Source organism: Nostoc sp. KVJ20, from assembly GCF_001712795.1.
Taxonomy (GTDB): domain Bacteria; phylum Cyanobacteriota; class Cyanobacteriia; order Cyanobacteriales; family Nostocaceae; genus Nostoc.
Genome location: NZ_KV757622.1, coordinates 55,257 through 78,515 on the forward strand (window position 1 = coordinate 55,257; position 23,259 = coordinate 78,515).

At 40.8% G+C, this 23,259-nt stretch carries 23 protein-coding genes and 1 pseudogene; 10 read left to right on the plus strand and 14 right to left on the minus strand.

Annotated elements, in window-relative coordinates:
• Nucleotides 1-221: 221 nt before the first annotated feature.
• The 6 genes from petJ to A4S05_RS16435 form a co-directional block, all read right to left on the minus strand.
• Nucleotides 222-566 (minus strand): cytochrome c6 PetJ, encoded by a 345-nt coding sequence (gene petJ, locus A4S05_RS16405; RefSeq protein ID WP_069070869.1) that lies wholly within the window; start codon nucleotides 564-566, stop codon nucleotides 222-224.
• 243 nt (nucleotides 567-809) lie between these two features.
• Nucleotides 810-1,229, minus strand: coding sequence for a plastocyanin (gene petE, locus A4S05_RS16410; protein WP_069070870.1), 420 nt, complete (start codon nucleotides 1,227-1,229; stop codon nucleotides 810-812).
• A gap of 289 nt (nucleotides 1,230-1,518) precedes the next feature.
• On the minus strand, nucleotides 1,519-2,010 hold the full coding sequence (gene psbV / locus A4S05_RS16420) for a photosystem II cytochrome c-550 (RefSeq protein ID WP_069070872.1): 492 nt from the start codon (nucleotides 2,008-2,010) through the stop codon (nucleotides 1,519-1,521).
• Between the two features lie 133 nt (nucleotides 2,011-2,143).
• A complete protein-coding gene (locus A4S05_RS16425) occupies nucleotides 2,144-2,359 on the minus strand; it encodes a hypothetical protein (RefSeq protein ID WP_069070873.1) in 216 nt (71 codons plus the stop codon).
• Between the two features lie 210 nt (nucleotides 2,360-2,569).
• The gene (locus A4S05_RS16430) at nucleotides 2,570-3,406 is read right to left on the minus strand and encodes a carbohydrate ABC transporter permease (RefSeq protein ID WP_069070874.1); all 837 of its coding nucleotides are present in this window, start codon (nucleotides 3,404-3,406) and stop codon (nucleotides 2,570-2,572) included.
• A complete protein-coding gene (locus A4S05_RS16435) occupies nucleotides 3,403-4,311 on the minus strand; it encodes a carbohydrate ABC transporter permease (protein WP_069070875.1) in 909 nt (302 codons plus the stop codon). Before A4S05_RS16435 ends, A4S05_RS16430 begins: the two co-directional genes overlap by 4 nt.
• A 162-nt stretch (nucleotides 4,312-4,473) precedes the next feature.
• On the opposite strand from A4S05_RS16435, the gene A4S05_RS43350 reads away from it, so the two are divergent.
• The 4 genes from A4S05_RS43350 (at nucleotide 4,474) to A4S05_RS16450 (ending at nucleotide 9,595) form a co-directional block, all read left to right on the plus strand.
• A complete protein-coding gene (locus A4S05_RS43350) occupies nucleotides 4,474-5,154 on the plus strand; it encodes a hypothetical protein (RefSeq protein WP_256091000.1) in 681 nt (226 codons plus the stop codon).
• Between the two features lie 117 nt (nucleotides 5,155-5,271).
• Nucleotides 5,272-6,924 carry an ATP-binding protein gene (locus A4S05_RS16440; protein ID WP_256091002.1) on the plus strand — a complete coding sequence of 551 codons (1,653 nt, stop codon included), beginning with the start codon at nucleotides 5,272-5,274 and terminating at the stop codon, nucleotides 6,922-6,924.
• Between the two features lie 83 nt (nucleotides 6,925-7,007).
• Nucleotides 7,008-7,928 (plus strand): alpha/beta hydrolase, encoded by a 921-nt coding sequence (locus A4S05_RS16445; protein ID WP_069070876.1) that lies wholly within the window; start codon nucleotides 7,008-7,010, stop codon nucleotides 7,926-7,928.
• Between the two features lie 455 nt (nucleotides 7,929-8,383).
• On the plus strand, nucleotides 8,384-9,595 hold the full coding sequence (locus A4S05_RS16450; RefSeq protein WP_256091003.1) for a tetratricopeptide repeat protein: 1,212 nt from the start codon (nucleotides 8,384-8,386) through the stop codon (nucleotides 9,593-9,595).
• A 95-nt stretch (nucleotides 9,596-9,690) separates the two neighbouring features.
• Here the strand turns inward: A4S05_RS16450 and A4S05_RS16455 are convergent.
• Nucleotides 9,691-9,897, minus strand: a pseudogene (locus tag A4S05_RS16455) (ABC transporter substrate-binding protein); the annotation flags it as partial.
• 66 nt (nucleotides 9,898-9,963) lie between these two features.
• On the opposite strand from A4S05_RS16455, the gene A4S05_RS16460 reads away from it, so the two are divergent.
• Nucleotides 9,964-10,218 (plus strand): type II toxin-antitoxin system Phd/YefM family antitoxin, encoded by a 255-nt coding sequence (locus tag A4S05_RS16460; protein WP_069070879.1) that lies wholly within the window; start codon nucleotides 9,964-9,966, stop codon nucleotides 10,216-10,218.
• 8 nt (nucleotides 10,219-10,226) lie between these two features.
• Here A4S05_RS16460 and A4S05_RS16465 read toward each other — a convergent pair whose 3' ends face one another.
• A complete protein-coding gene (locus A4S05_RS16465) occupies nucleotides 10,227-11,447 on the minus strand; it encodes an ABC transporter substrate-binding protein (RefSeq protein ID WP_069070986.1) in 1,221 nt (406 codons plus the stop codon).
• Between the two features lie 412 nt (nucleotides 11,448-11,859).
• On the opposite strand from A4S05_RS16465, the gene A4S05_RS16470 reads away from it, so the two are divergent.
• A complete protein-coding gene (locus tag A4S05_RS16470) occupies nucleotides 11,860-13,281 on the plus strand; it encodes an MFS transporter (protein WP_069070880.1) in 1,422 nt (473 codons plus the stop codon).
• Nucleotides 13,282-13,360: 79 nt separating this feature from the next.
• Here the strand turns inward: A4S05_RS16470 and accD are convergent, their stop codons facing one another.
• From accD to A4S05_RS38950, 6 genes are all read right to left on the minus strand, one after another.
• Nucleotides 13,361-14,311, minus strand: coding sequence for an acetyl-CoA carboxylase, carboxyltransferase subunit beta (gene accD / locus A4S05_RS16475; protein WP_069070881.1), 951 nt, complete (start codon nucleotides 14,309-14,311; stop codon nucleotides 13,361-13,363).
• A gap of 635 nt (nucleotides 14,312-14,946) precedes the next feature.
• Nucleotides 14,947-15,795, minus strand: coding sequence for a prepilin peptidase (locus A4S05_RS16480; RefSeq protein ID WP_069070882.1), 849 nt, complete (start codon nucleotides 15,793-15,795; stop codon nucleotides 14,947-14,949).
• Between the two features lie 95 nt (nucleotides 15,796-15,890).
• Nucleotides 15,891-16,151 carry a hypothetical protein gene (locus A4S05_RS16485; protein ID WP_069070883.1) on the minus strand — a complete coding sequence of 87 codons (261 nt, stop codon included), beginning with the start codon at nucleotides 16,149-16,151 and terminating at the stop codon, nucleotides 15,891-15,893.
• 90 nt (nucleotides 16,152-16,241) lie between these two features.
• Nucleotides 16,242-17,330, minus strand: coding sequence for a 3-isopropylmalate dehydrogenase (gene leuB, locus A4S05_RS16490; protein WP_069070884.1), 1,089 nt, complete (start codon nucleotides 17,328-17,330; stop codon nucleotides 16,242-16,244).
• Nucleotides 17,331-17,722: 392 nt separating this feature from the next.
• Nucleotides 17,723-17,971: a hypothetical protein gene (locus tag A4S05_RS38945; RefSeq protein ID WP_084227131.1), complete on the minus strand. Its 249-nt coding sequence runs from the start codon at nucleotides 17,969-17,971 to the stop codon at nucleotides 17,723-17,725.
• A 112-nt stretch (nucleotides 17,972-18,083) separates the two neighbouring features.
• Entirely contained in the window at nucleotides 18,084-18,332 is a 249-nt protein-coding gene (locus A4S05_RS38950) for a hypothetical protein (protein ID WP_084227132.1), read from the minus strand.
• Between the two features lie 231 nt (nucleotides 18,333-18,563).
• Between A4S05_RS38950 and A4S05_RS16500 the strand changes: the two genes are divergently transcribed.
• The 4 genes from A4S05_RS16500 to purT all read left to right on the plus strand — a co-directional run bounded on the left by A4S05_RS16500 (nucleotide 18,564) and on the right by purT (nucleotide 23,192).
• Nucleotides 18,564-19,514 (plus strand): ABC transporter ATP-binding protein, encoded by a 951-nt coding sequence (locus tag A4S05_RS16500; RefSeq protein WP_069070885.1) that lies wholly within the window; start codon nucleotides 18,564-18,566, stop codon nucleotides 19,512-19,514.
• A 47-nt stretch (nucleotides 19,515-19,561) separates the two neighbouring features.
• Nucleotides 19,562-21,325: an ABC transporter permease subunit gene (locus A4S05_RS16505; RefSeq protein WP_069070886.1), complete on the plus strand. Its 1,764-nt coding sequence runs from the start codon at nucleotides 19,562-19,564 to the stop codon at nucleotides 21,323-21,325.
• A gap of 156 nt (nucleotides 21,326-21,481) precedes the next feature.
• Complete coding sequence (locus A4S05_RS16510) at nucleotides 21,482-21,964, plus strand: pentapeptide repeat-containing protein (RefSeq protein ID WP_069070887.1); 483 nt, start codon at nucleotides 21,482-21,484, stop codon at nucleotides 21,962-21,964.
• 64 nt (nucleotides 21,965-22,028) lie between these two features.
• Nucleotides 22,029-23,192: a formate-dependent phosphoribosylglycinamide formyltransferase gene (purT, locus tag A4S05_RS16515; RefSeq protein ID WP_069070888.1), complete on the plus strand. Its 1,164-nt coding sequence runs from the start codon at nucleotides 22,029-22,031 to the stop codon at nucleotides 23,190-23,192.
• The last annotated feature ends 67 nt before the right edge of the window (nucleotides 23,193-23,259 follow it).

The following is a 23,259-nucleotide window of genomic DNA, read 5'->3' on the forward strand; positions in this document are numbered from 1 at the left end:
CGTCATTTAAAAATGGGATTTTATTCCTGAACTAACTTGCGTAGTCAAGGATAGAAAATAGGAAAGGAAAAATAGATGTGTACTGAGTTTTTTACGCAATCGAATAGGATTTAGATATATAAAAGAATACTCAATTAAATTCTTGTGGAGTGAGTGTTTGCCTGCCCGTAGCCTAAAGCTAGCAAGATGCTTACCCCACAAGAACTAGACGGTATGGTAATTTACCAGCCTTGTTCTGCATTTTGAAATACGTAAGCAGCTACCTCAAGAATATCCTCATGACTTAACTTGCCTTTAAAGGCAGGCATGGCATTTTTGCCATTTTGTACTTGGTGGATAATTGCCTGGATTGAGTCGCGATCATAATTTTCTAAGTACTTTGACAATGCTTCCTTTTTCAAGGTTTTCTGGCTGATAAGGATGTTACCGCCACCTATATGGCAAGAAGCGCAGTTAGCCTCAAAAATTTTAGCCCCTTTAGATGGTTCGGCAGCGAGTGCTGGACTAATGAATGTCAATTTGAATAGAGCGATCGCCGACAGTAAAATTAATAAAAGTATTCTCAACAGAATTTCCTCGCAACAAGCCTCCAGCAAGAGTATAAACGCGATTAATCCCCGATTAAGTCAAATTTGATCAAAATTGGCGGTAACGAGTTCATCATTCCTTCGCCACAGGTTGTTTAGCGTCTTAGGAGAAGATGGGACTCATTACCGCCATTTATACATTTTGTGCGTCACTCTAGGAGTGTGGCGTGTTGCCATGAGCTAATTTCACTGAGAAATCATCTTGTGCCAACGACAATGTTTCTAGCCTTCGACAGTGATTGTACCAACCATGCCAGCACCACGGTGGGGTTCACAGTAGAAGGTGTAGTCACCAGGTGCCGCGTCTGCGGGGAAGGTGGTTGTTTCCTTTTGACCAGGACTCATCAACATCTTTTTATGAGACAGAGATTTTGCTAAATCAGCGCTCTTAGCGGGGTTTTTGGCAGAATCAAACACAACATTATGGGGAGGAACTTTATTGTTCACCCATTCAATTGTGTCGCCTGGTTTGATACTCAACTTTTTCGGTTCAAATGCGAGCATTCCTTTATCGCTACCCAATTTCACCTGATAGGTTTCAGCCGAAGCACTGGGAGTAAAAACAGCAAAGCTGCTAACAACTAAAAGGATTGTTAACACAGCTAAACTAAGGCGTCTCCAGCTTGCCGAAATTAATTTCATAGCTCTCTCCTAACATCTAATTTTTTTCCCTTTCTCATTTTAAATAAAATCAACGCCAAATATGACAATCTGTCATAGATACAATTTTTTTTTAATAATGGGGAGCAATTTATGGCAAAAAGCTGTGCAATCAGTAATGAATGGGGAATGGGGAATGGGGAATGGGGAATGGGGAATGGGGAATGGGGAATGGGGAATGGGAGAAGAGTTTTCCCCCTACCCCCTGCATCTCTGCCTCTTTCCAATGCCCTATGCCCTATGCCCCAATACGCAATACTAATTCCGGGATTTAGTAATAGATTTTTCCACCTCCCCACTTAGTACCAACAATTTTGGGTTGTAAGAGAATATGACCAGCGATCGCTTCCAAGTCATCATCTGTCAGATTTCGCATTGCTGTGAAAATATCTGAACTTTTGATACTGGGGTGTATTTCGGAAATTTCTTCTTCGCCGTCGTAAGTAGTGGGATTTTTCAGGTAATCCACCAAGCCTTCAATGTTATTACGGTTGGGTGTTGCCAGTGCCAAATCCTCTGGAGTGAGTCCCACGTTCTGGTTTACTTTGGTAACTCCCCCGGCATGACATTGGGCGCAAGCGTAATTAAATAAGCGTTTGCCTTCTTTGACTTGTTTAAGGCTGAGTACGGTGACCTCACCTTCAGTATTTAATGGCACTGTTCGGGTAGCTTTGTCCAGTTCTACTGCTGTCGCGCTACCGACAAGCAATTGAAACGAGAGTAAAACAGTGGCCACAACAACGCCAATTAGTCTTCTAAACATGTTTCCCCTTAAAAAAATTTTGACGCTCAACACAGCTAAGAAAGCGATTCTCAATCTCCAAGCTGCTAATTGCTAATGACTCATTGTTTTTTGCCATTAGCTATCAGTGATTAGCCAAAGCCGAGATCACCCTTCAAGTGACTTCGTTATCACCCACTGAGTCGCTAGTACCTTTTGGGTGTGTTTCAGACGATATTTGGGAAATAATTGCCTTTGCATCTTCTAACGCCAAACGGGTCTTTTGGTGTTTGTAGGCGATTCCCAGTTGGTTGCACAGAGAAAACACTTTTTCTACAGGAATGCTGTAGTCGGCTGCTATCTCTGCGATCGATAGGTCTGCAAAACCCATAATGCTTGTTAACTAATAGATAGAGATTGAGTCTCTGTAATACCAATATCACGTTAGGAGTGCAATTTGTTGCCCAAAATACTGTTTAGGGAATGGGGCATTGGGCATTGGGCATTGGGAATGGGGCATTGGGCATTGGGAATGGGGTATTGGGCAGGGGAAGAATTTTTAACTCTTGACTAATGACTAATGACTAATGACTAATGGCTATTAACCTTTTCCCCCGGTAAAGGTGACGCTTTGAATAAAGTAACGATTAAAAAAGGCATAAATGCCTAAAGCTGGCAGGGTAAAGACCATAGAAGCCGCCATAATGTAGTTCCAATAGCTGATGTATTGACCTTTAAAGGTGTTCAGCCCCAAGGGAAGGGTAAACATTTCTGGGTCAAATAGGATAACTATAGGCAGTAAAAAATTATTCCAACTCCCCATGAATACAAAAACTGCCTGTGCTGCTAGTGCTGGTTTTGCCAAAGGTAAGACAATATATCGGAAAATCCCAAAGGTATTTAAGCCATCCAGTTGCGCTGCTTCTTCTAGTTCTTTAGGAAAATTAACAAAAAACTGCCGCATCATGAAGATAAAAGTGGCATTAACCATGCTAGGAACAATCATGCCTTGGTAAGAATTCAGCCAGCCGATCGCTTTCAAAATCAAAAATGTGGGAATCAGGGTGATTTGCGCCGGTACTGCTAGTACTGCCAAAATTAGGAAGAACCAAAAGCGCTTGCCCACAAAGCGTAGTCTCGCCAAGGCATAACCAGCCATTGAGTTTAACAATAAGTTTAAAAGCGTAACGCTGACGGCGATCGCTACACTATTAAACAACCAACGCCAAAATAGCGGTTCTTGGAGAAAGATTTGCTTGTAGTTATCGAGAGTAAAATTCTTGGGGAGAAAGTTGGGTTCACCACTGACAATCTCTGTTAGCGGCTTAAATGATGCTGAAAGTGCCCAGAGAAAGGGTATTAGGGTAATGATGGCATAGAGGGTCAGCAGGACGTATAAGAGGGCTTTGAGCCAGGATAAGCCAGAGGTGTTAGTCAAATTCGTTCGCCTCCGAAAAGTCGTCGCTGAATCAAAGTAATGGCAATGATGACTGCTGCTAATAAAAATGCGATCGCAGCTGCATATCCCATTTGTAAATTCCGAAATACAGCTTGATAAATCAGCAACACCACAGTTAAGGTAGCGTTGTTTGGCCCGCCAGTACCGCCAGAAAAGATGTAAGACTGGTCAAAAAGTTGAAAAGTCCCAATTACCCCCACTGTTGCCACAAAGAAGGTTACAGGCTTAAGCAGGGGAAGAGTAATGTGGATAAATTGCTGCCATCCATTTGCGCCATCAAGTTCCGCCGCTTCGTAAAGTGTTTGGGGTATATCTTGCAACGCCGCCAGATAAATCACCATGAAAAACGGCGCAGTTGACCAAATGTTCATGATCATAATCCCTTTAAGCGCAACTGCTGGATCGCCCAACCAGTTATAAGTAGGTAGCCCCACAAAAGCGAGAAAATCGTTTAGTAGCCCATCAGTGTTATAAATCCACATAAAGATGAGTGTCAGCACTGCTGAAGAAGTGACTGTCGGCAAAAAATAGAGGATACGCCACCAGTTTTTACCGCGAATTGCAGAATTCAGAGTTACTGCCAGAATTAAAGCCAGGATAGTTTGAGTTGGCACAACAATACCTACATATTCGGCGGTGTTTCTCAAAGCAATCCAAACTCTTTCATCTTCAGCTAATCGTGTGAAGTTCCGAAAACCGATGAACTCGTATTCAATACCGCCAAGAAGTTGGACTTTTTGCAAAGAAAGAAAAACGGCGTAGAGAATGGGTAAGACTACAAAAGTTCCCAAAACTAGAATGGTGGGCATCATAAACATATACCCAGCCAAGTCTTCAGTGATGTTCCGCCTGGGGTTACTCCGCCGCCTGTTGATTTCAAACACTACTGAACCTCCATCTAATCTCGCACTAACCCGGCTGTAGCGATGGATTGTGCATGATTATTTATCGTACTCCCAGACAAAAATAAAGACATTGCTTGTGTGAGTTAGCTGGATATGTAAGTTAGGGAACTATATATTTAGTTTCCTTGGGATGCTCACAAAATGTCATATACAGCCTACTTACGTTCGATTAAAAATAAACTCCAGAGAACTGGGAAAACTCAAAAAAGCCTACGGGTCAAAACTATCATAGAACAGTTTGGCTACCAGCGTAGAAGTCAATCATTCATAGATGATTTTAATACTGCTCTTGATGAATTAGGGCTTTGTGCAAATCCTCAGTTGGATTTGCATATTCCGTTAGATACAAAAATAGCAATTTCTCTTAAAGGCGTAGAACCAATAAATGAAGTTGCTGAATCTCAATCTATTTCAGCCAAACTAAAAGAGGCAATCTCAGTTAAACACGATTTTTTCTACTACTTGTTTGATTTTGGCTCTGAACAAGAATATGAACGATTTCAAGCGTGTTTAGATTCTCACCAGCCAGTAGGTATTTTTTTAATTCCACAAGTAGAAGATTTCTTCTCTGATATTGTTGTCAAAATCTTTAATTATGAATTAATTAGAAAATACCAGTATGGCGGCTATAATAGTATCCCCAAAGCTGCCACTAGGAAAATTCCTACAAGTATTGCCTCAGAAGATAAAGATTGTGAAGATGAACAAGAAAATTCTATTTCTGATGCTAGTATTTTTCAGTTTTATCGTTCAACCATGACCAGTATTATACTTGGCAACACTGGTTTAGAATTGCTTGATTCTGAAAAATTCGATCAGTAGTTTGAACAGATATCTCTATATGCCAATAAATATAATTCCGAACAATTTTTTATTTTATTTCATTGTCCATCGGCATTAGAAATCCAAGCTCATCAACAAGAAGATGCTTTAGGCTACTTGGTAGATAGAGTTGCTAGTAAAATTCCTTTTACTTTTACTCTCAGGTGTAAATATCCAAATGAAGCCTCTATTGAATACAAAGAGGAAGTGTACGCCCATTTCCGCCTATTACTGGAACTTCCATATTATGAAATAGAGGAAGATGATGCATCTTTGCAAGATTACTTTGTCGAATTACAAAAAGCTCAAATACAGGCTGAGTCACAGTTACTATTAAAAATGAAAGCTGAACATTTTTATACTCTGAAGTGGCAGCAGGAAAGTAAAGAATATATCTACCTTAAGTATTTTGCTATTAAAACGTTGGAAAGTCTAGGATATGGGTTATCTAATATCGGCTGTGAAGTTGAGTTGACTTCTAGCGATGAAGAAACAATTGATGAAGAGACATCAGACGATGATGAAGAGTACCAAAATGAGATTATTGAAGTCTATGTCAAAAATCAGGTAGTGGTTGAGATAGAAACTCTCAAATACCAGGAATTTCAGGATAATAACCTCTTTTTAGATTCAATTAAAAGAGTTTTAAGGAAATCCAAAGTATGGCCGAATAAACTAGAAAGCCTTTGGTTAGTAATTCCTGGTTTTGAGATAGCACGAAATTATTACCAATTGAAAAAAGCTAAGGAAATATTAGAATATAAGTTTTCTGGATATTATGGCGATCGCTTCCAAGTTGTAATCATGGCTCCTGATTATGAAAAACACCAATTAGTCCCAGTATCCTTTGACTCTATCGACTATCCATCTTTTAATTATGGAGCTAAAAAACCTAGTTTAGTCCAAGCATATCCAATTACTAACCGCGTCAAAGAATTTAAACTTGACTTTAGCCAAGTACAAGGGCTAAATGAAGAAAAAGAGAAACTAACTAGACTCTTGAAGCTGCAATCTAAAGGATATAAGAGTTCAATTGGTGGAATTCTTTTCTATGGCTTACCGGGATGTGGTAAAACTCTACTAGCAAATGCCTTTGCTAATGAGTCTGGGAGATATTTCTTTAAGTTCTCTCCTGCCGATATTGTCAGTGTTTGGATTGGGCAAAGTCAAAAGAATATTCGAGATATCTTTGCTCAAGCTAAGAAAAAGTCTCCTTCACTTTTATTCATTGATGAATTAGACAGTATTGGATTTAATCGTAATGATGACAACGCACATACAGACCAAAAGGCAACCATCAACCAATTACTTATAGAACTAAATAATCTTCAAAATAGTGATGTAATTGTCATTGCTGCAACTAATTATTTGAGTGGAATTGATAGTGCTTTGAAACGTTCTGGTAGATTGGATTGGAAGATTCCTGTTTTTCCACCCGATCAAGTAGAGAGAAGAGATTTATTTCAATACTACTTGTCGAAAATTGATATTAATCAGCTAGTCAACTTTGAAATTCTGGCAGATAAAAGTGGGAGATTTACTTCATCCGATATTGAGTTAGTTTGTCGGGAAGTTAGAAATGCTATTCTTCTAGAAGAAATCAATTCGGCTTTAACAACTTCAGATGTGATTACTTATATCAATAATCTACAAGATGGTGGGTTAAGTCTTAACGAAGAACAAGTCAAAGAATTTTTAGAAGAGTGTAGGAGAATGAGTGTAAAAAATCCTAAGTTAGAAACTCTGAAATTAGAATGGGGATTGTATTAGAAATGGGCTAATAAAAATAGCGTAGGCGTAGCCCGTCGTAGACATTGCACCTTTTGGTAGTTTTGGAAAATAACTTTAGGAATATGAAATATTTTAATCATCGAAAACTGCTGCTAACAAGTCTAGGAGCAATAGCGATCGCCTACATTTCAACTTGTCTATTTTTGTTTGTTCGGCAGCGTTCTTTGATATTTAGCCCCACTCCACAAATTTTAACTCTACCTAGTTCACCCGACTTTTTTCTTCCTTACAAAGATGTGCGTTTATCTATTACCGACTCTAATGAATATATACATGGCTGGTGGATTCCAGCACCATTACCAAAAGAGAAAGTTTCTTTAATTCCAAATGAGCCTGTAAAAATTTTAAAATCACCTAAAACATTTTTATACTTTTGTGGTGCTGCTAATAATAAAGGTTACTACAATTATATAGGCAGACTTCAAGCAATGCGACAGTTAGGGTTTTCTGTATTAGTGATTGACTACCGAGGTTATGGTAGTAGCAAAGGGAATTTCCCTAGTGAGTCTCAGCTTTATCAAGATAGTCAAATAGCCTGGAATTATTTAGTAAAAATACAACAAATACCTCCTGAGAGAATTGTTATTTACGGCGAATCAATGGGGGGAGCAGTTGCTATAGATTTGGCAGTAAAACATCCAGAAGCAAGTGGATTAATTGTGCAAAGCTCTTTTACATCAATGGCAGAGGAAATCAAATATAGAGATTGGTTACGGATGTTTCCCATCGATCTGCTGCTAACACAAAAGTTTGATTCTATTTCTAAAGTTCGTTCTCTACGTCTTCCCGTTTTATTTATTCATGGAACTGATGACAGCATTGTTCCATCCTACATGAGTCAGCAGTTATATGATGCTGCCCCTGAACTCAAACAACTTTTATTAATTCCAAAAGGAAAACATGTCCAAATTTATCAACCTGGAAGTAACTCGTATTTACAAGCAATTCAGAAGTTTATCCAAAAGGTAGAGTCTCAAGAGTAAGAAATAGATCCATCACAATTACCTTCGACACGATTCAAAAATTCGTCCAAGAATCGATTTTAGTTGTAAAACTTACAACTTCCATTGCTAAATAATTAGTAAACCTCATCTTATTCTAGATTTTTTAGAGCGAACATTGCTCAATCAGATCCCCAGATTCCCGACTTTTCAAAAAAGTCGGGAATCTTGTGCCTCACGATAAATCCTATTCTCATTCCCTGTTCTCCCTAGCCTCTAAAAAAATTTGTTACCAAAACAGAAGCCACGGATGAGTCAGCTAGCTGCACCTATAAAATCAACATAAAGTTTCAGCAATATTACTGGCAAAAGTTAAATAATTTACTAATAATCGGAATTGATGCCGACGGGATAGGCTGTAAATAATCACTTATTGAGACTGACAAATCATGGGGAGTGCAAATAATCAGGGGATTTGCAGGTGGTTTCTACCAAAAGTGACCCGCTACAGTTTAACTTTGTTGCTGAGTGCGGTAATGCTTGCTGATGCTGTGGGGGCGACACCGACAAACCGAGGGTTGCAGATAGCACAGCACCCAGGAACCACTCAACAAAATGCCACTCGTGCTGCTGCGGAACGAGTTACTCAAGAAGGGAAGGAGTTTTATCAACAAGGGACAGCAGAATCACTGCGACAAGCGATCGCAAAATACCAAGAAGCGCTGAAGCTTTGGCAACAAGTTGATGATAGACGCTGGGAAGCCGAAACCCTCAACAATATTGGCAAAGTCTACGACGATTTAGGAGAAAAGCCAGAAGCGCTCAAATATTACAACCAAGCTTTACCAATACTCCGTGCAGTGGGGGACAAGGGAATGGAAGCCACCACCCTCAATAATATTGGCAAAGTCTACAACTCATTAAAAAAAAACCAAGAAGCGCTCAAATTCTTCAACCAAGCTTTACCCATAAGCCGCGCTGTGGGAGACAGAAAAGTGGAAGCCGTCACCCTCGCCTATATTGGCAAAGCCTACGACAATTTAGGAGAAGAGCAAGAAGCACTCAAATACTACAACCAAGCTTTACCCATAAGCCGCGCTGTGGGGGACAGAGGAGAAGAAGCCAGCACCCTCATCAATATTGGCATTGTCTACTCTGATTTAGGAGAAAAGCAAGAAGCGCTCAAATACCTCAAGCAAGCTTTACCCATAAGCCGTGCTGTGGGGGACAGAAAAGTGGAAGCCCGCACCCTCAACGATATTGGCTTTCTCTACGGCTTATTAGGAGAAACGCAAGAAGCGCTCAAATATTACAACCAAGCTTTACCCATAATCCGTGCAGTGGGCGAGAGAAGAAGGGAAGCCACTATCCTCAGTAATATTGGCGCTGTCTACAACTACTTTTTAGGAGAAAAGCAAGAAGGACTCAAATACTACAACCAAGCTTTAACAATACTCCGGGCAGTTGGGGACAGGGAAGAAGAAGCCAAAATGCTCTTTCATATAGCTTTTCTAGAATACAGTCGGGGTAATTTACAACCAGCCCAAACACATATTCAAGCAGCTATTGAAATATTTGAAGATTTACGCGCCAAAATAACTAACGAAGAACTACGCGCTGCTTACGTTGCCTCACTCCAACGCTGCTACCAGTTAAACACCTATCTGCTGATGGAACTGCAAAAAAAAAGACCTATGAAAAGGATATGATGCATTGGCACGAGAGCGATCGCTCTCGTGCCTATATTCTGATAGAACTACTAACCGAAGCAAACATAGACACCCGCAAAAAGATTGATTTTCGGTCAATCCATTGCTTTAATCTGCCGATTATCTTCATTTTCTGCCTTCAGCATCGCCTGCTTTAATGGTTGTTGTCCCAACAAGGCGCTGACAAACTGATTATCAAAGTTATTCATGATCGCACTTGGATACTGACCTACTTGCCACGGTGTAGCGTAATTAACACCCGCTACTAATGGCGATCGCAATGAGTCTTGGTGATAGCCGATAAATATTGAGCAATAGTTCATGCTATGTCCTATTAGAATATGACTATAGTCATGACTATGGTTATTATGAAATCAATTTCCAAAAGTAAACTCAAATCTCAACTTCTTGAGTTCTTACGACTTGTAGAGTCAGAAGGAGAAGAAATTGTAGTTACTGATCGCGGCAAGCCAGTCGTGAAAATTTCCAAATACGCGCAAACACCTTCAACAGAGGAGCTATTTGGAGAGATGCGCGGTAAAGTGAAGTACTTTGAGGATTTAACTACACCAACCGAGGAATGGACAAAAAGTGATTTGGTAGAGGCAAGAAAGATTGCTTAGACTAAGTATTACTCCATCGCTTTAATCTGCTGATTAGCTTCATTCTCTGCCTTCAGCATTGCTTGTTTTAATGGTTGTTGCCCCAACAAGGCGCTGACAAACTGGTTATCAAAATTATTCACGATCGCACTTGGATATTTCCCTACTTGCCACGGTGTAGCGTAATTAACACCCGCGACTAATGGCGATCGCAATGGATCTTGGTCATAGCCCAAATTCTTTGCTACTGATTTACGTGTTGGCAAAGCAAACCCTGTTCCTGTCCACTTTTGCATTCCTTCTTTACCTGTGAGATAAGAAATCAACTTCCAGGCTTCGGCTTTGTGTTGTGCTTGCTTATTCATTACGTAGGCAACTGTAAATACCATCGTGCTTTTTTTGTCATTAATAGTAGGCACTGGTGCAGTAGCAAACTCTATTTGCGGAAAAGTTTCAGTTAGATAAGGAATTGCCCAGTTACCCTCAATCACCATTGCCACTTTATTCTGACCAAACATTTCACTACCTGAGTTTGTCCCCACATCAGATTTTTGGGCAGAGGAGCGGTCTTTTTGATACTGGTCAACTACCAACTCTAAACCTTGTAAACCTGCCTCACTAGCAAAGGTAGCAGAACCGTTTTGATCAACGAGTTGTCCACCAAAGGCTTTGATTTTATAAGCCTGACGCGCCAATTCTGGAATTTCACCAAAGCCGTATTTGTTAAGTTTGCCTGTCAATTGCTTCGAGTAAGTCCGTAATTCATCCCAAGTCGCTGGCGGATTACTCAAGCCTGCAAAGGCAAAGGCTTTTTTGTTATAAAACAAAGCAAGGGTGGAATAGTCTTTGGGAAGACCGTAAATCTGGTTCTGATATTTAAAACTGTTGAGTAGGGTATCCTCGAAGTCTACTAAGTCAAATTCGGGGGTGATGTAACTATCTAACGGTTCTAGGACAGTTTGACTCATCAAGAAAGGAGCTTCCAGCGCATCTAGATAAAAAACATCAGGTGCAGCTTCTCCAACTAAACGAGTTTTGATTACATCCATGTATTGGTCGGAAATTACCTCATATTTGACCTTAATTGCGGGATGTTGTGCCTCAAAGTCTTGCAGTACTTGTCTCAAGAGTTTTTGCTCGACGGGAGAGCCTCCCCAACCACTGAGTTTAATGGTGACTGCGGTAGATGCTAACGGTTGGCTTGGTAATTGTAGGCTTTGACAAGCAATAATAGCGATCGCGATCGCCATCATCAATCCCAAAAAATTAAATAATCTTTGCTTAATCACAGACAGATAACAGTTTCTCTCTTCTTACTTATACCTTCTGTTGCTAAGGAGTGAAATTTTACTTATTTGAAATTTTTGTTGAGAATTGCAAGCTAAAATAACGAAAAATTATCAGCAATGCTTTGAAGAAGGCAGAAGGCAGGAGGCAGGAGGTTCAATTTAGAAGGGGATTCAAACTCCCTCCTAAATTGGGGCCACCAAACTAAAAATTTGGCGGGGGTCTTAAACCCAAGACCCGTCCGGTCACGGGCAAGAGTTAGGGGTCAGTTTTCCTCCTGCCTCCTGCCCTCTAACTCCTGCCTTCATTGATAAAGCATACTGAATTCCTCTGCAACCGGATTTATCCAGGGTACTTCACCCATAAACATAGATTATGGATTCTGTTCAGGTTGAAACAACTGCGCCACTGACTCTGGAATTTCCCCAGATTGCCTTACCACCAACAGCAATCTCTCCAAACTCTCGAATTCCCAAGGATACTATTCGCACTAGTTTAAAAGCTTCTACTGCGGATTCTGTATTAGCATCGGTTTACTCCCTGGGAACTGGCGGGATTTTACTCAGCAATTTATTGGTGGAATTGGGTGCTAGTCCAGTGGTATTTGGGATGCTTTGCTCCATCCCTATGTTGGTCAATCTTATTCAGCCGTTGGGTGCTTACTTGTCGGAACGCAGCACCAGCCGTTTTCAATATTCGCTTCGGACACACGGAATTGGTCGGCTGCTATGGCTGATTTTAGTAATTGGTATTGCCAGCGCCAATTGGGGAGTGGTTGATGCTCACCAGTTAGTGATATTGACACTCTTGATTGTTCTATTCAGCAATCTTTTGGGAGGATTAGGAACCGCATCGTGGCTAAGTTGGGTGGCAATGATAGTTCCCCGGCGATTACGAGGCAGGTATTTTGGGCTACGCAGTAGCGCCGCTAGTCTAACTAATTTGGTTTGCGTACCAATAGCTGGTCTAGTTGTATCACATTGGTATGGGGGATCTCTACAAGGTTATGGGGTAGTTCTACTGGTAAGTGTTGTCTTTGGAATTATGGGATTGGGGTGTCAATATTTCCAGGTGGATATGAATCCGCGATCGCAAAACACTTATTATGGCAAGTTAACTCAAACAAGTGAGATTCAATCAGAGGTTGCAAAAGATGAATCTTCTGAAGTGCTTCAATCAATTCATCCACCACAAAACCAATTAGCTAACAGTGTTTGGAAAAACTCTAACTTTTTGATATTTCTGCTGTATTTCAGCTTTTGGACACTTGCTGTTAACCTCAGCAGTCCTTTTTTTAACCTCTATATGCTGGATACGCTGGATTTAGATGTAAGTTACGTGACTATCTACAACAGCCTTCAGGCGGGGGCGACTTTGCTAATGCTCATCCTGTGGGGAAAATTAGCAGACAAGATAGGCAATCGTCCTATCCTCATCTGTATTGGGATTTTGGTTGGAGTCACACCATTTCTGTGGCTGGGAATTAGTATTAATCGCCTTGATATTTGGTTGTGGTTGCCACTATTGCACATTTTAGCTGGAGGTACTTGGGCAGCGATTGATTTGTGCAGTAACAATATACAATTGGCGATCGCACCAATTAAAAATCAGTCTATCTATTTTGCGATCGCAGCTGCCGTTGCTGGAGTAAGTGGTGCTTTAGGCACAACTATAGGCAGTTTCATCGTCCAATTTGCTCAGTCTGGAGGTTTACTAACCTTGTTTGTCCTCTCTGGTGTATTCCGACTAGTAGCCCTTGTTCCACTCATGTTTCTCCAAGAGCCACAAAGAAGTTAGGGAGCAGGGGAGCAGGGGGGGAAGTTGCAGTAAGTTTTTCCCCTCTGCCTCTTGTGCCCCATGCCTCATTCCCCAAACTTTATTCTGCGGCGGTAGAAGTTAAAGACATTGTTTCCCACAAAACCATGTGAGGTGTTGTTAATACAGGCTGGTGTAGAGCAATCAGCTGGGCTAGGGTGTTCTTTAATTGGGTACGGGGTACGATATCATCCACAAAACCATGCTGGAGCAAATCTTCAGCAGTCTGGAAATTTTCGGGTAGTTTTTCCCGCAGGGTTTGCTCAATCACTCGCCGACCAGCAAAACCAATGGTTGCTTTGGGTTCTGCCAAAATTATATCGCCCAACATTGCAAAACTAGCGGTAACGCCGCCCGTTGTCGGATTGGTCAAAACGGGAATATATAATAATCGAGCGTCTTTATGGCGCTGTAAGGCTGCGGAAATTTTCGCCATCTGCATCAAAGAAAGCATTCCTTCTTGCATTCTCGCGCCGCCGGAGGTGCAGACGATAACTACAGGATACCGTCGTTGAGTGGCTTGTTCAATCATGCGGGTGAGTCTTTCTCCCACAACCGAACCCATACTACCACCCATGAAGCGGAAGTCCATAACCCCAAGGGCAATGGGCAAACCATTAATTTGACCTAAACCAGTTCTAACTGCGTCTATCAAGCCAATTTTATCTTGTGTTTCTCGCAAGCGATCGCTGTAGAGTTTGCGATCGCGAAATTCTAGCGGGTCGGTTGGACGCAAATGCTCATCCAGCGGTTTCCAGGTATTGCTATCTATCAATTGGCGGATGCGCTCATCACTGTCTACCCGATTGTGATGATTACATTCGACACAAACCATCTGATTGGCTTTCAGGTCTTTTGTATATGCCAACACTCCACACTTAGAACATTTATGCCACAGACCATCAGCAATTTCACGTTCTTGGCGTTCGAGGCTGGTAGATCCTGACTTCCGTCGATTTGCAAACCAATCAAATAGAGACTTTAAACCACGTGATTCTTCGTTGTTAGCCATTTTTTATTTTATTTTAAGTGGGTATGAGGTCGAAAACATGTCAAACCGTATTGGATTGTCCTTAATCATTGGTCATTCGTCTTTACTAATGACTTAATGACTACATCGTTAAACTACGCTTTTAAGCAATTCAGACCTTAATTTTCATCTTTGGTTGCCAGCTTAACGAAAATACTTATACCAATACAAGTCTCTTGCTATTTTTTTCGGCAGACTTAATTATATGAACGTACTGACAACGCCATGAGAATACCAACCTCCAAATAAAATGCTCTCCCCCTCCTACCCAAATCAATTATTCGTATTGCTAGGTTCTGAACAAGCGGCATCTGTTGCACTAGCTGTGCTTGCCAACGGTTAATCGTCGTTAAGAGGGTAATACAAGTCACAAGCTGAATATTATCAAAATGTGAAGGGCAGATGGGGTAATGTTGGTTACAGTCACGAATTATAAATATTTTTTATGAATGGGCATTGGGTATGGAGCATTGGGCATTGATAAAGAGGCAGAGGGAGTGTGGGGAGTGTGGGGAGATAGAAAAAAGGTTCCTAACCTTCCACACCTCCCACACCATGAGTGATAAATCCGGGTGTACCCTGCTCCCCTTGCTCCCTTGCTTCTTCTGTAGTTCAATTCAAGACGCTGGAAAAAATAACCGCAGGTAACTAGACAAAATAGCTTCACCGCTAAATAGGGTAATCACAGATCCTAAAGCCAAAAAAGGGCCAAAAGGCATCTTTTGTCCTAACTTTTGTCGCGATGTTTCTTGATTTGCGGCTTTACGTCTACGCATAATAACACCAGTGCCAATTAACGCTCCCAGCGCACAGGCAATAAAACTAGCCAAGAGTAAATATTTCCAGCCTAACCAGGCTCCCATCATGGCTGCTAACTTGGCATCACCCGCACCCATTGCAGTTTTACCAAAGGCAATTGAACCCAATAGGGCGATCGCATCAAATAGCCATAAGCCTAATACTGCACCAACTATCGCCATTATCAGGTGATTTACCAATTCCACAAAACTACCTTCTGGTAGAAAACCAACTACCATTTGAAACAAAATCCCTACCACTAAACCCGACTGAGTAAGTGGATTAGGTAGGGTCATTGTATCTAAGTCAATGAGCGATAGCGCTAATAACCAACTGCAAAAAGCCCAATAGCCTATTGTTAAAGTCGAAACTTGAAATACCAAAAAAATTAGTAAAAAAATTATGCCCGTTACCCCTTCTACCACAGGATAACGGACAGAAATTTTGCTCTTGCAATATCGACACCGCCCTCTTAAGGAAATCCAGCCGAATACTGGTACATTGTCGTAAGCTTTTAGCTGGTTTAAGCATTTAGGACAACGAGAAGGCGGCCAAAGAATTGACAACCCAGCAGGTAGGCGATAAACAATAACATTGAGAAAACTACCAATAGATGCACCCAAAGCAAAGACCATTACACTCGCCGGGATGGCGAACAAAATGTCCATACAGTCATTTGTCCTTTGTCATTTGTCTTGTGTCATTTGTGCTTTGTCATTTGTGCTTTGTCAATAACTAATGACCAATGACTAATGACCAATGACTAATACATGTGGGATTCAATTTGACTTAAGGGCACAAAACACTCTTGAGGTAAAAGAACTGGTTGGTTAGTAAAAATAACCTTACCTCGATGAGTCACACGATTAATTGCTACACCGGAAGGTTGCCCAGCTATTTCGGGATGGACTTCACAGTGAGTATAGTATATCTGCCCAGCAGCTCTGATTACAGAGGGATCAATCAAAGGCGATTGGTTTTTTGGGGCGGTAAAATTTGCTTGTCCTTGTCGTAATGCGTACACTATCGACTGTTATTTGATTGCTAGATTTCCCTTTAGTCTACCCGAAACTTATAGCAAAGGTTGCCAAATTGCCCAAGTTGCTATGCAAAATTATTTTTGTTCGATAGCTTTGATGAGTGAGTCTCCCATAGCGCGGCAACCAAGGAGATTTTTTCCTGGAGAAATTATATCCCCTGTGCGATCGCCTTGTTCTAAAACTTGCAATACGGCTTGTTCTATGTGGTCTGCCGCTTTTGGTTGGTCTAAACCGTAGCGCAACATCATCGCCGCACTCAAAACCTGTGCTAAAGGATTTGCCTTATCCTGTCCGGCAATATCTGGGGCGGAACCATGAACTGGTTCAAATACACCAGGCCCAGAAGCGCCTAAACTAGCTGAGGGTAACATTCCAATACTACCCGTGAGCATGGCAGCAGCATCAGAGAGAATATCACCAAACAAATTGCCTGTAACTATAGTGTCGAATTGCTTGGGAGCGCGTACTAACTGCATAGCAGCATTATCTACATATAAATGAGAGAGTTCGATATCTGGATATTCTTGTGAAAGTTGGGTGATGCGATCGCGCCACAACTGAGATACTTCTAATACATTCGCTTTATCCACCGAACAAAGTTTTCCACCGCGTTTTTTTGCCGCTTCAAAAGCCACCCGCCCAATACGTTCAATTTCAGATTCGGTGTAAACCATTGTATTTACACCGCGTTTTTCACCTGTTTCTGTGGCAAAAATCCCTTTAGGTTTACCGAAGTAAATCCCGCCAGTGAGTTCACGCACCACCATAATATCCACGCCTTCTACAATTTCGCGTTTCAAAGTCGAGGCGTCGATTAGCTGCGGCAAAATTTTCGCTGGGCGCAAATTGGCAAATAATCCTAAACCGGCACGTAGTCCTAACAAACCTGCTTCTGGGCGTAAATTGGATGGTAGGGAATCCCACTTGTAGCCACCAATGGCTGCGAGTAATACAGCATCACTGTTACGACAAGCTTCGAGAGTTGCAGATGGCAGGGGTTCACCTGTGGCATCAATTGCTGCACCACCGATGAGGGCTTCTTGGAATTCAAACTTCAGATCAAATTGCTTCCCTACGACTTTCAGCACGTCTACCGCCACTGCCATAATTTCAGGGCCAATGCCATCGCCGGGGAGTAGTGTAATGCGGTAGTTCTGGGTCATAGCTGATGATTACTAGGTAAATGCTTACAGATCAAATATCATACCTAGCAAAATGTACCGATGGAGTTTTTAATTTATTTAGATGTGTGTTGTCTGAATCGCCCTTTCGATGACCAGACACAAAAACAGATTTTTATACAGAACTTACGCAACTGGCATATTATTTTTAGTTTGTAGTGAGGACTTTAGTCCTCAAAATCAGGGCTGTTCGCGGAGTATTCCCGTAGGGTAGCCCTTACTACAAACCAAAAGGTTTAATTTTTTGTGACACTTGCGTAAGTCCTATTATGTAAAAAGTGCACAAGCAAGACGAGAAGTAGAAAAAAACTGCTATGTAGTAACGATTATCTAGACTAGAAAATCCAGATAATCGCTACGAATACCACCTTATTTTATGACCTGTTCCAAACCTTGATGAAGGCAATCACTGAATGTCCACAAGCATTCATCATTACCCCATTTACCGTACCACCGATCGCAGAGCCTATAAAAGGTACTATCTTTGCTACGTTCAGTAAAGTTTTTTCGCCTGCTTTAGAGATTAACTTAATTCCTAAAGCTTTATTTATCTCAGTAAAAGTTTTACCAGGGACAGACATCAAAGCTTTTTGAATAGCCTGTTGTGCTGCCTTAGTTCCCAATTTATTTGCAAGTTCAGATACACTAACTCCAGCAGCAGCAGCTAAGACTAGGGGTTGTGTAGAATCGCTTGTTATGTCAATGCCGTAAATTGTGAAAAGAGCGGATGTTAGCTTAACTTGGAGAATATAGTGTAATTACAACATCACTTGGTATCCCGGCTATTCCCAAAAGGCCATTACTAATACCATTGCCCACTGACCAAAGTGTTGATTGGTAGATGACATTATTTGCCATATTATCTCTATTACCGATCCAGCGCGAATCGTTCACATAAGTTTGCCCCCACTTGTTACCACCTTCAATAGCACTAGCAATAGTTTGCCCGATAACAGGCATTTTCATAATCGATTCAAAATCCATACAGCTTTTACCTGATTAACTGAGAAGACCTAGAGATTTCTAGCTTTAGTATTCCCCGTAGCAAAACTTAAGAATTGGTATTATTTAAAACTTTAGTGAAGATAGGGTAAATAATGCCCATGACTAAAAGCAGCTTTATATAAAGCCAGTTTCAATTTCCGAAACCAACCTGACAAAAGCTGTAGAAAGAGGTTAGGTTAACTGTTAATCACAAGCCGCACCCCAGCAGCGATGGTAAAAGAATTAGCAATTTGCACCCGTGGGCTAACTAAGCAATTTGACCGCCACGTTGCTGTCAATGATATTGATTTAGAAATCCAGGCGGGGGAAGTATATGGACTGATTGGGCCGAATGGCGCAGGTAAAACAACTCTCATCCGAATGTTGGCAACTGCTGAAGAACCAACTACGGGTGAGATTTATATTAATGGCGATCGCCTACTCCGTGACAAGAGTAATCCCAAACTCAAGCGTCGTCTTGGCTACCTACCCGATGACTACCCACTGTATGAGGATTTAACAGTCTGGGACTACTTAGATTATTTTGCGCGTCTTTATCGTTTACGAGAACCACGCCGCACTCAACGTCTACATGAAGTTTTAGAACTAATCCAACTTGGTAATAAACGTAATAGTCGGATTTCTACGCTGTCGCGGGGGATGAAACAGCGCTTAAGTTTAGCGCGAACCATTATCCACGAACCGATTTTACTACTACTAGATGAGCCTGTTTCTGGGCTTGACCCCATTGCTAGGATGCACTTTCGTGAAATCATCAAGGCTTTGCAAGAAGCTGGGATGACTGTAATCATTTCTTCCCACGTTCTCAGTGATTTAGCTGAACTTTGTACTTCTGTGGGAATTATGGAACTTGGCTTTTTGGTAGAAAGTACTTCCCTACAGCAACTTTACCAACGTCTTGCCCATCAGCAAATTGTGATATCAACTCTGGGGAACTTAGAGACACTTTTGAGTGAACTTAAACATCATTCTTTAGTAGAACAGTGGGAGGTAATACCAGGAAAAAACAGCGTGCGGGTGAATTTTTCGGGCAAAGATGAAGATAGTGCTGAGTTGTTGCGATCGCTAATTAAAGCGGGCATTCCTCTGACTGATTTTCACTGCACACAAGAAGACTTAGAAACTATTTTCTTAAACTTAGGTCACAAACAAGCATCTTGATACATCAATAAATATCACTTTTCCATTTTTGGAGAATTTTTCATCCTATGCTCAATTTAATAGACAAAATCGGCGATTGGAATCCGCAACTATTTCGGGAACTCAAAGGTCGCCTGAAGTTTTTTAATGTAGCGATCGCAGTTGCTACATCTCTACTTCTACAACTGGTAGTTTTTTTATATCAGTTACGCGAGTTTCCTGATGATCAATACGCGCTAACTGCTACATACTGTCGTTTACGTCAAGTATATGAACTGCGACAAAACCAGGCTTACCAGAAATCAAATCAACCTCAAATTGATTATTTCAATGATTTCTTCTCAAAGAATTTTTGTCCACAAAACGAAATTGATTGGCAGTTATGGTGGCGAGATCACTGGGAATATATATTCCTCTCTTTGAGTGTAATTTTTGTATTTACCCTCTTAGTTGCGGGCACTTATTTGCTGATTAATGATTTAGCTAAAGAAGAAACTCGCGGTACATTGAACTTCATCCGCCTCAGTCCTCAATCAGAAACAAGTATATTGACTGGCAAGTTGCTAGGAGTTCCAAGTTTAATTTATCTCGTTATTTTAGCAGCAATTCCTTTACATCTGTGGTCTGGAATTTCTGCAAGAATTGCATCTAGTTACATTTTTAGTTATTACGCAATTCTTGCTGCTAGTTGTATTTTTTTCTACAGCGCTGCATTACTATTTGGCTTAGTTAGTCGCTGGTTTAGCGGTTTTCAGCCTTGGTTAGGTAGTGGCGCAGTTTTGCTTTTCTTGTTCACAACGATGGTGCTGGCATCGTCTTATAGCAATAGTTTAAATAACTCAAATACTTGGTTTAGACTCTTTAGCCCTTGGGATACAACAAATTATCTATTTCCTAATTTGTTCAATCTGTCCAAGGCTTCTCCCCTGAGAAGTTTGGAGTTTTTCTATTTACCATTAGGGGCAAATATTGTTAGTGCTGTTGGCTTTCATCTATTGAATTTAGGATTGTGCAGTTACGGAATTTTCCAAGCTCTTAAACGTTGCTTTCGTAATCCTCAAGCCTTAATAATCAGCAAGAAACAAAGTTATTTATTGGTAGCTTTTTGCCAGGTTATGATGTGGGGATTTAGCTTACAACATTGGAACAGTAATTCCACCTTGTATAATCAGGTTGGGCAAAATTTAATTTTTCTAGTTCTATACAACTTGATGTTGGTTTTAAGCTTAATTGCAGTTCTTTCCCCTCACCGTCAAGATGTACAAGATTGGGCAAGATATCGACATCAGGGAGTTTCTAGCCATAAGAGTGTTTGGCAGGATCTAATTTGGGCTGAAAAAAGCCCTGCACTCGTAGCGATCGCTATTAATTTGACAATTGTTACTATCCCCTGGCTAGTTTGGATTTCACTTACATCTGTTTTTGATACAGACCATAGCCCAAATTGGGAGGGTGATAATTTTGACAGGTTGAAAGTACTTTTAACTATAGCTTTGTCTATCAGTTTAATGATGATTTACGCTACCATCGCCCAATTGATACTTTTACTGAAAACTCCTAAACGTTCTTTCTGGGCAATAGGTACTATAAGTGCAGTAACATTCCTACCACCGATGATTCTAGAATTTATTGGTATGTCGTCGTGGAAACATCCTACTGTCTGGTTATTCTCAACTTTTCCTTGGGCAGCGATAGAATACTCTGGCGCGACAACAATTTTTATGGCGCTTCTAGCCGAGTTGACTGTTTTAGCGTTGTTAAACTTCCAGTTGACAAGGCAGGTGAGGTTAGCAGGCGAATCTGCTACGAAAGCATTATTGGCCGGACGTTAGGTAAGTAGTTATCGATAAAGTTAGAACCCCGATTTCTTTGAGAAGTCGGGGTTCTTGTTTTTCATGAATGGTTTAAGACTGCTATATTATCTATTATTTGCCAATATCGGCTGTTAAATTTTTAATAGACACAAGTATTACAACAATCAGAAAATCATGTTAAATATCCCTACTCAAGACCTACGCCATACAGCCATCCAGTTTTTAGAACAAAGTCCCCCACAGCGTCTACAAATTCTTAAGCAACTGGGCATAGCTCGTTATGAGTTTTTAACTAAAATGCGACTAAATGAAGCAAATATCATCTGTATTATGCGGTTTTTTAAATATCCAAGTCAGCTAAAGTTTCCTAATCTGATCGGAGCAGATTTATCTGGTTTAATTTTAGATGATATAAACTTCATTCGAGGTAATTTATCAGGGGCAAATCTACAAGGTAGTAGTTTAATTAATGCAGACCTTTTATTTGCAAACTTTACGAAAGCCGACTTAAGAAATGCAGATTTACAAGGTGCAACTCTTAACGAGACTATTTGGTTGGAGACTCTAGTAGACAAGTGTCATCTTGGCGTAGGTACTGGTTTAAATAATCTGCAACGTCAAGAATTAAAACTACGCGGAGCTAGATTTAATTCTTGAGCAGATGGTAATTAAAACACAAAAAATTATAAGATGATTAAATTGAAATTGACTGGATAAGTTAATGAGTATTAAGTTGCCCCAAAAATTGATGTTGCTTGGCTCAGGAGAACTAGGCAAAGAAGTTGCGATTGCAGCTCAACGTCTTGGTAATTATGTAATTGCTGTTGACCGCTATGCCAATGCTCCAGCGATGCAGGTTGCTGATGCTTATGAAGTTATTTCTATGCTCAGTGCTGATGATTTAGAAGCTGTAGTGACAAAGCATCAGCCAGATATTATTATACCAGAAATTGAAGCCATCAGAACCGAAAAACTGATCGAGTTTGAGCAGCGAGGTATTACAGTTATCCCGACTGCGGCTGCTACTAACTATACAATGAACCGCGACAGAATTAGGGAACTGGCACATCAAAAATTGGGCATCAGAACGGCTAAATATGGCTATGCAACAACTCTAGAAGAATTGATTGCGATTTCTGATGATATTGGATTTAGTAATGTTGTTAAACCTGTGATGTCATCATCTGGTAAAGGTCAGTCTGTAGTGCAGGATAAGAGTGAGGTTGAAAAGGCTTGGAATTATGCGATCGCTAATTCTAGAGGAGACAGTCAAAAAGTCATCGTAGAAGAATTTATTAACTTTGAAATTGAGATAACTTTACTGACAATTAAACAGTGGAATGCACCGACAATTTTCTGTTCTCCTATTGGTCATCGCCAAGAACGAGGAGATTATCAAGAATCGTGGCAACCGGCAGAAATTTCGGAAGAGAAGATATTAAGAGCGCAAGAAATAGCCATAAAAGTCACTGATGCATTAGGAGGAGCCGGAATTTTTGGTGTTGAATTTTTCATTACCAAAGATGAAGTGATTTTTTCTGAACTTTCTCCCAGACCCCACGATACGGGAATGGTGACATTAATCTCACAAAATCTCAATGAATTTGAACTACATCTGCGAGCTATTTTAGACTTGCCAATTCCTCATATAGAACAGCTAGGAGCATCAGCTAGCGCGGTAATTTTAGCATCAGAAAAATCTGATTCTGTTGCTTTTGATGGTGTAGCCGATGCTTTGTCAGAAAAAGATGTAGATATTAAATTATTTGGTAAACCGAATGCTCATCCTTATCGGCGAATGGGCGTAGCTTTAGCGAAAGGTATTAATATCCAAGAGGCTAGAGAAAAAGCTACTAGAGCCGCAAATAAAATCACAATTATCTGATACCACGCTACTTCTGGTTTTGCGATCGCGCTCAAAAGACTAATTAGCGATCGCACAACCAGAAGCA

Bases quoted from the DNA above. Each gene is read 5' to 3' on its own strand.
- A4S05_RS16510 (WP_069070887.1), top strand. From the start codon at position 21,482: ATGTTAAATATCCCTACTCAAGACCTACGCCATACAGCCATCCAGTTT.
- A4S05_RS16500 (WP_069070885.1), top strand. From the start codon at position 18,564: ATGGTAAAAGAATTAGCAATTTGCACCCGTGGGCTAACTAAGCAATTT.
- purT (WP_069070888.1), top strand. From the start codon at position 22,029: ATGAGTATTAAGTTGCCCCAAAAATTGATGTTGCTTGGCTCAGGAGAA.
- A4S05_RS38950 (WP_084227132.1), bottom strand. From the start codon at position 18,332: ATGGATTTTGAATCGATTATGAAAATGCCTGTTATCGGGCAAACTATT.
- A4S05_RS16480 (WP_069070882.1), bottom strand. From the start codon at position 15,795: ATGGACATTTTGTTCGCCATCCCGGCGAGTGTAATGGTCTTTGCTTTG.
- A4S05_RS16470 (WP_069070880.1), top strand. From the start codon at position 11,860: ATGGATTCTGTTCAGGTTGAAACAACTGCGCCACTGACTCTGGAATTT.
- leuB (WP_069070884.1), bottom strand. From the start codon at position 17,330: ATGACCCAGAACTACCGCATTACACTACTCCCCGGCGATGGCATTGGC.
- psbV (WP_069070872.1), bottom strand. From the start codon at position 2,010: ATGTTTAGAAGACTAATTGGCGTTGTTGTGGCCACTGTTTTACTCTCG.
- A4S05_RS16425 (WP_069070873.1), bottom strand. From the start codon at position 2,359: ATGGGTTTTGCAGACCTATCGATCGCAGAGATAGCAGCCGACTACAGC.
- A4S05_RS16445 (WP_069070876.1), top strand. From the start codon at position 7,008: ATGAAATATTTTAATCATCGAAAACTGCTGCTAACAAGTCTAGGAGCA.
- petE (WP_069070870.1), bottom strand. From the start codon at position 1,229: ATGAAATTAATTTCGGCAAGCTGGAGACGCCTTAGTTTAGCTGTGTTA.
- A4S05_RS16465 (WP_069070986.1), bottom strand. From the start codon at position 11,447: ATGGCGATCGCGATCGCTATTATTGCTTGTCAAAGCCTACAATTACCA.
- accD (WP_069070881.1), bottom strand. From the start codon at position 14,311: ATGGCTAACAACGAAGAATCACGTGGTTTAAAGTCTCTATTTGATTGG.
- A4S05_RS16460 (WP_069070879.1), top strand. From the start codon at position 9,964: ATGAAATCAATTTCCAAAAGTAAACTCAAATCTCAACTTCTTGAGTTC.
- A4S05_RS43350 (WP_256091000.1), top strand. From the start codon at position 4,474: ATGTCATATACAGCCTACTTACGTTCGATTAAAAATAAACTCCAGAGA.
- A4S05_RS16505 (WP_069070886.1), top strand. From the start codon at position 19,562: ATGCTCAATTTAATAGACAAAATCGGCGATTGGAATCCGCAACTATTT.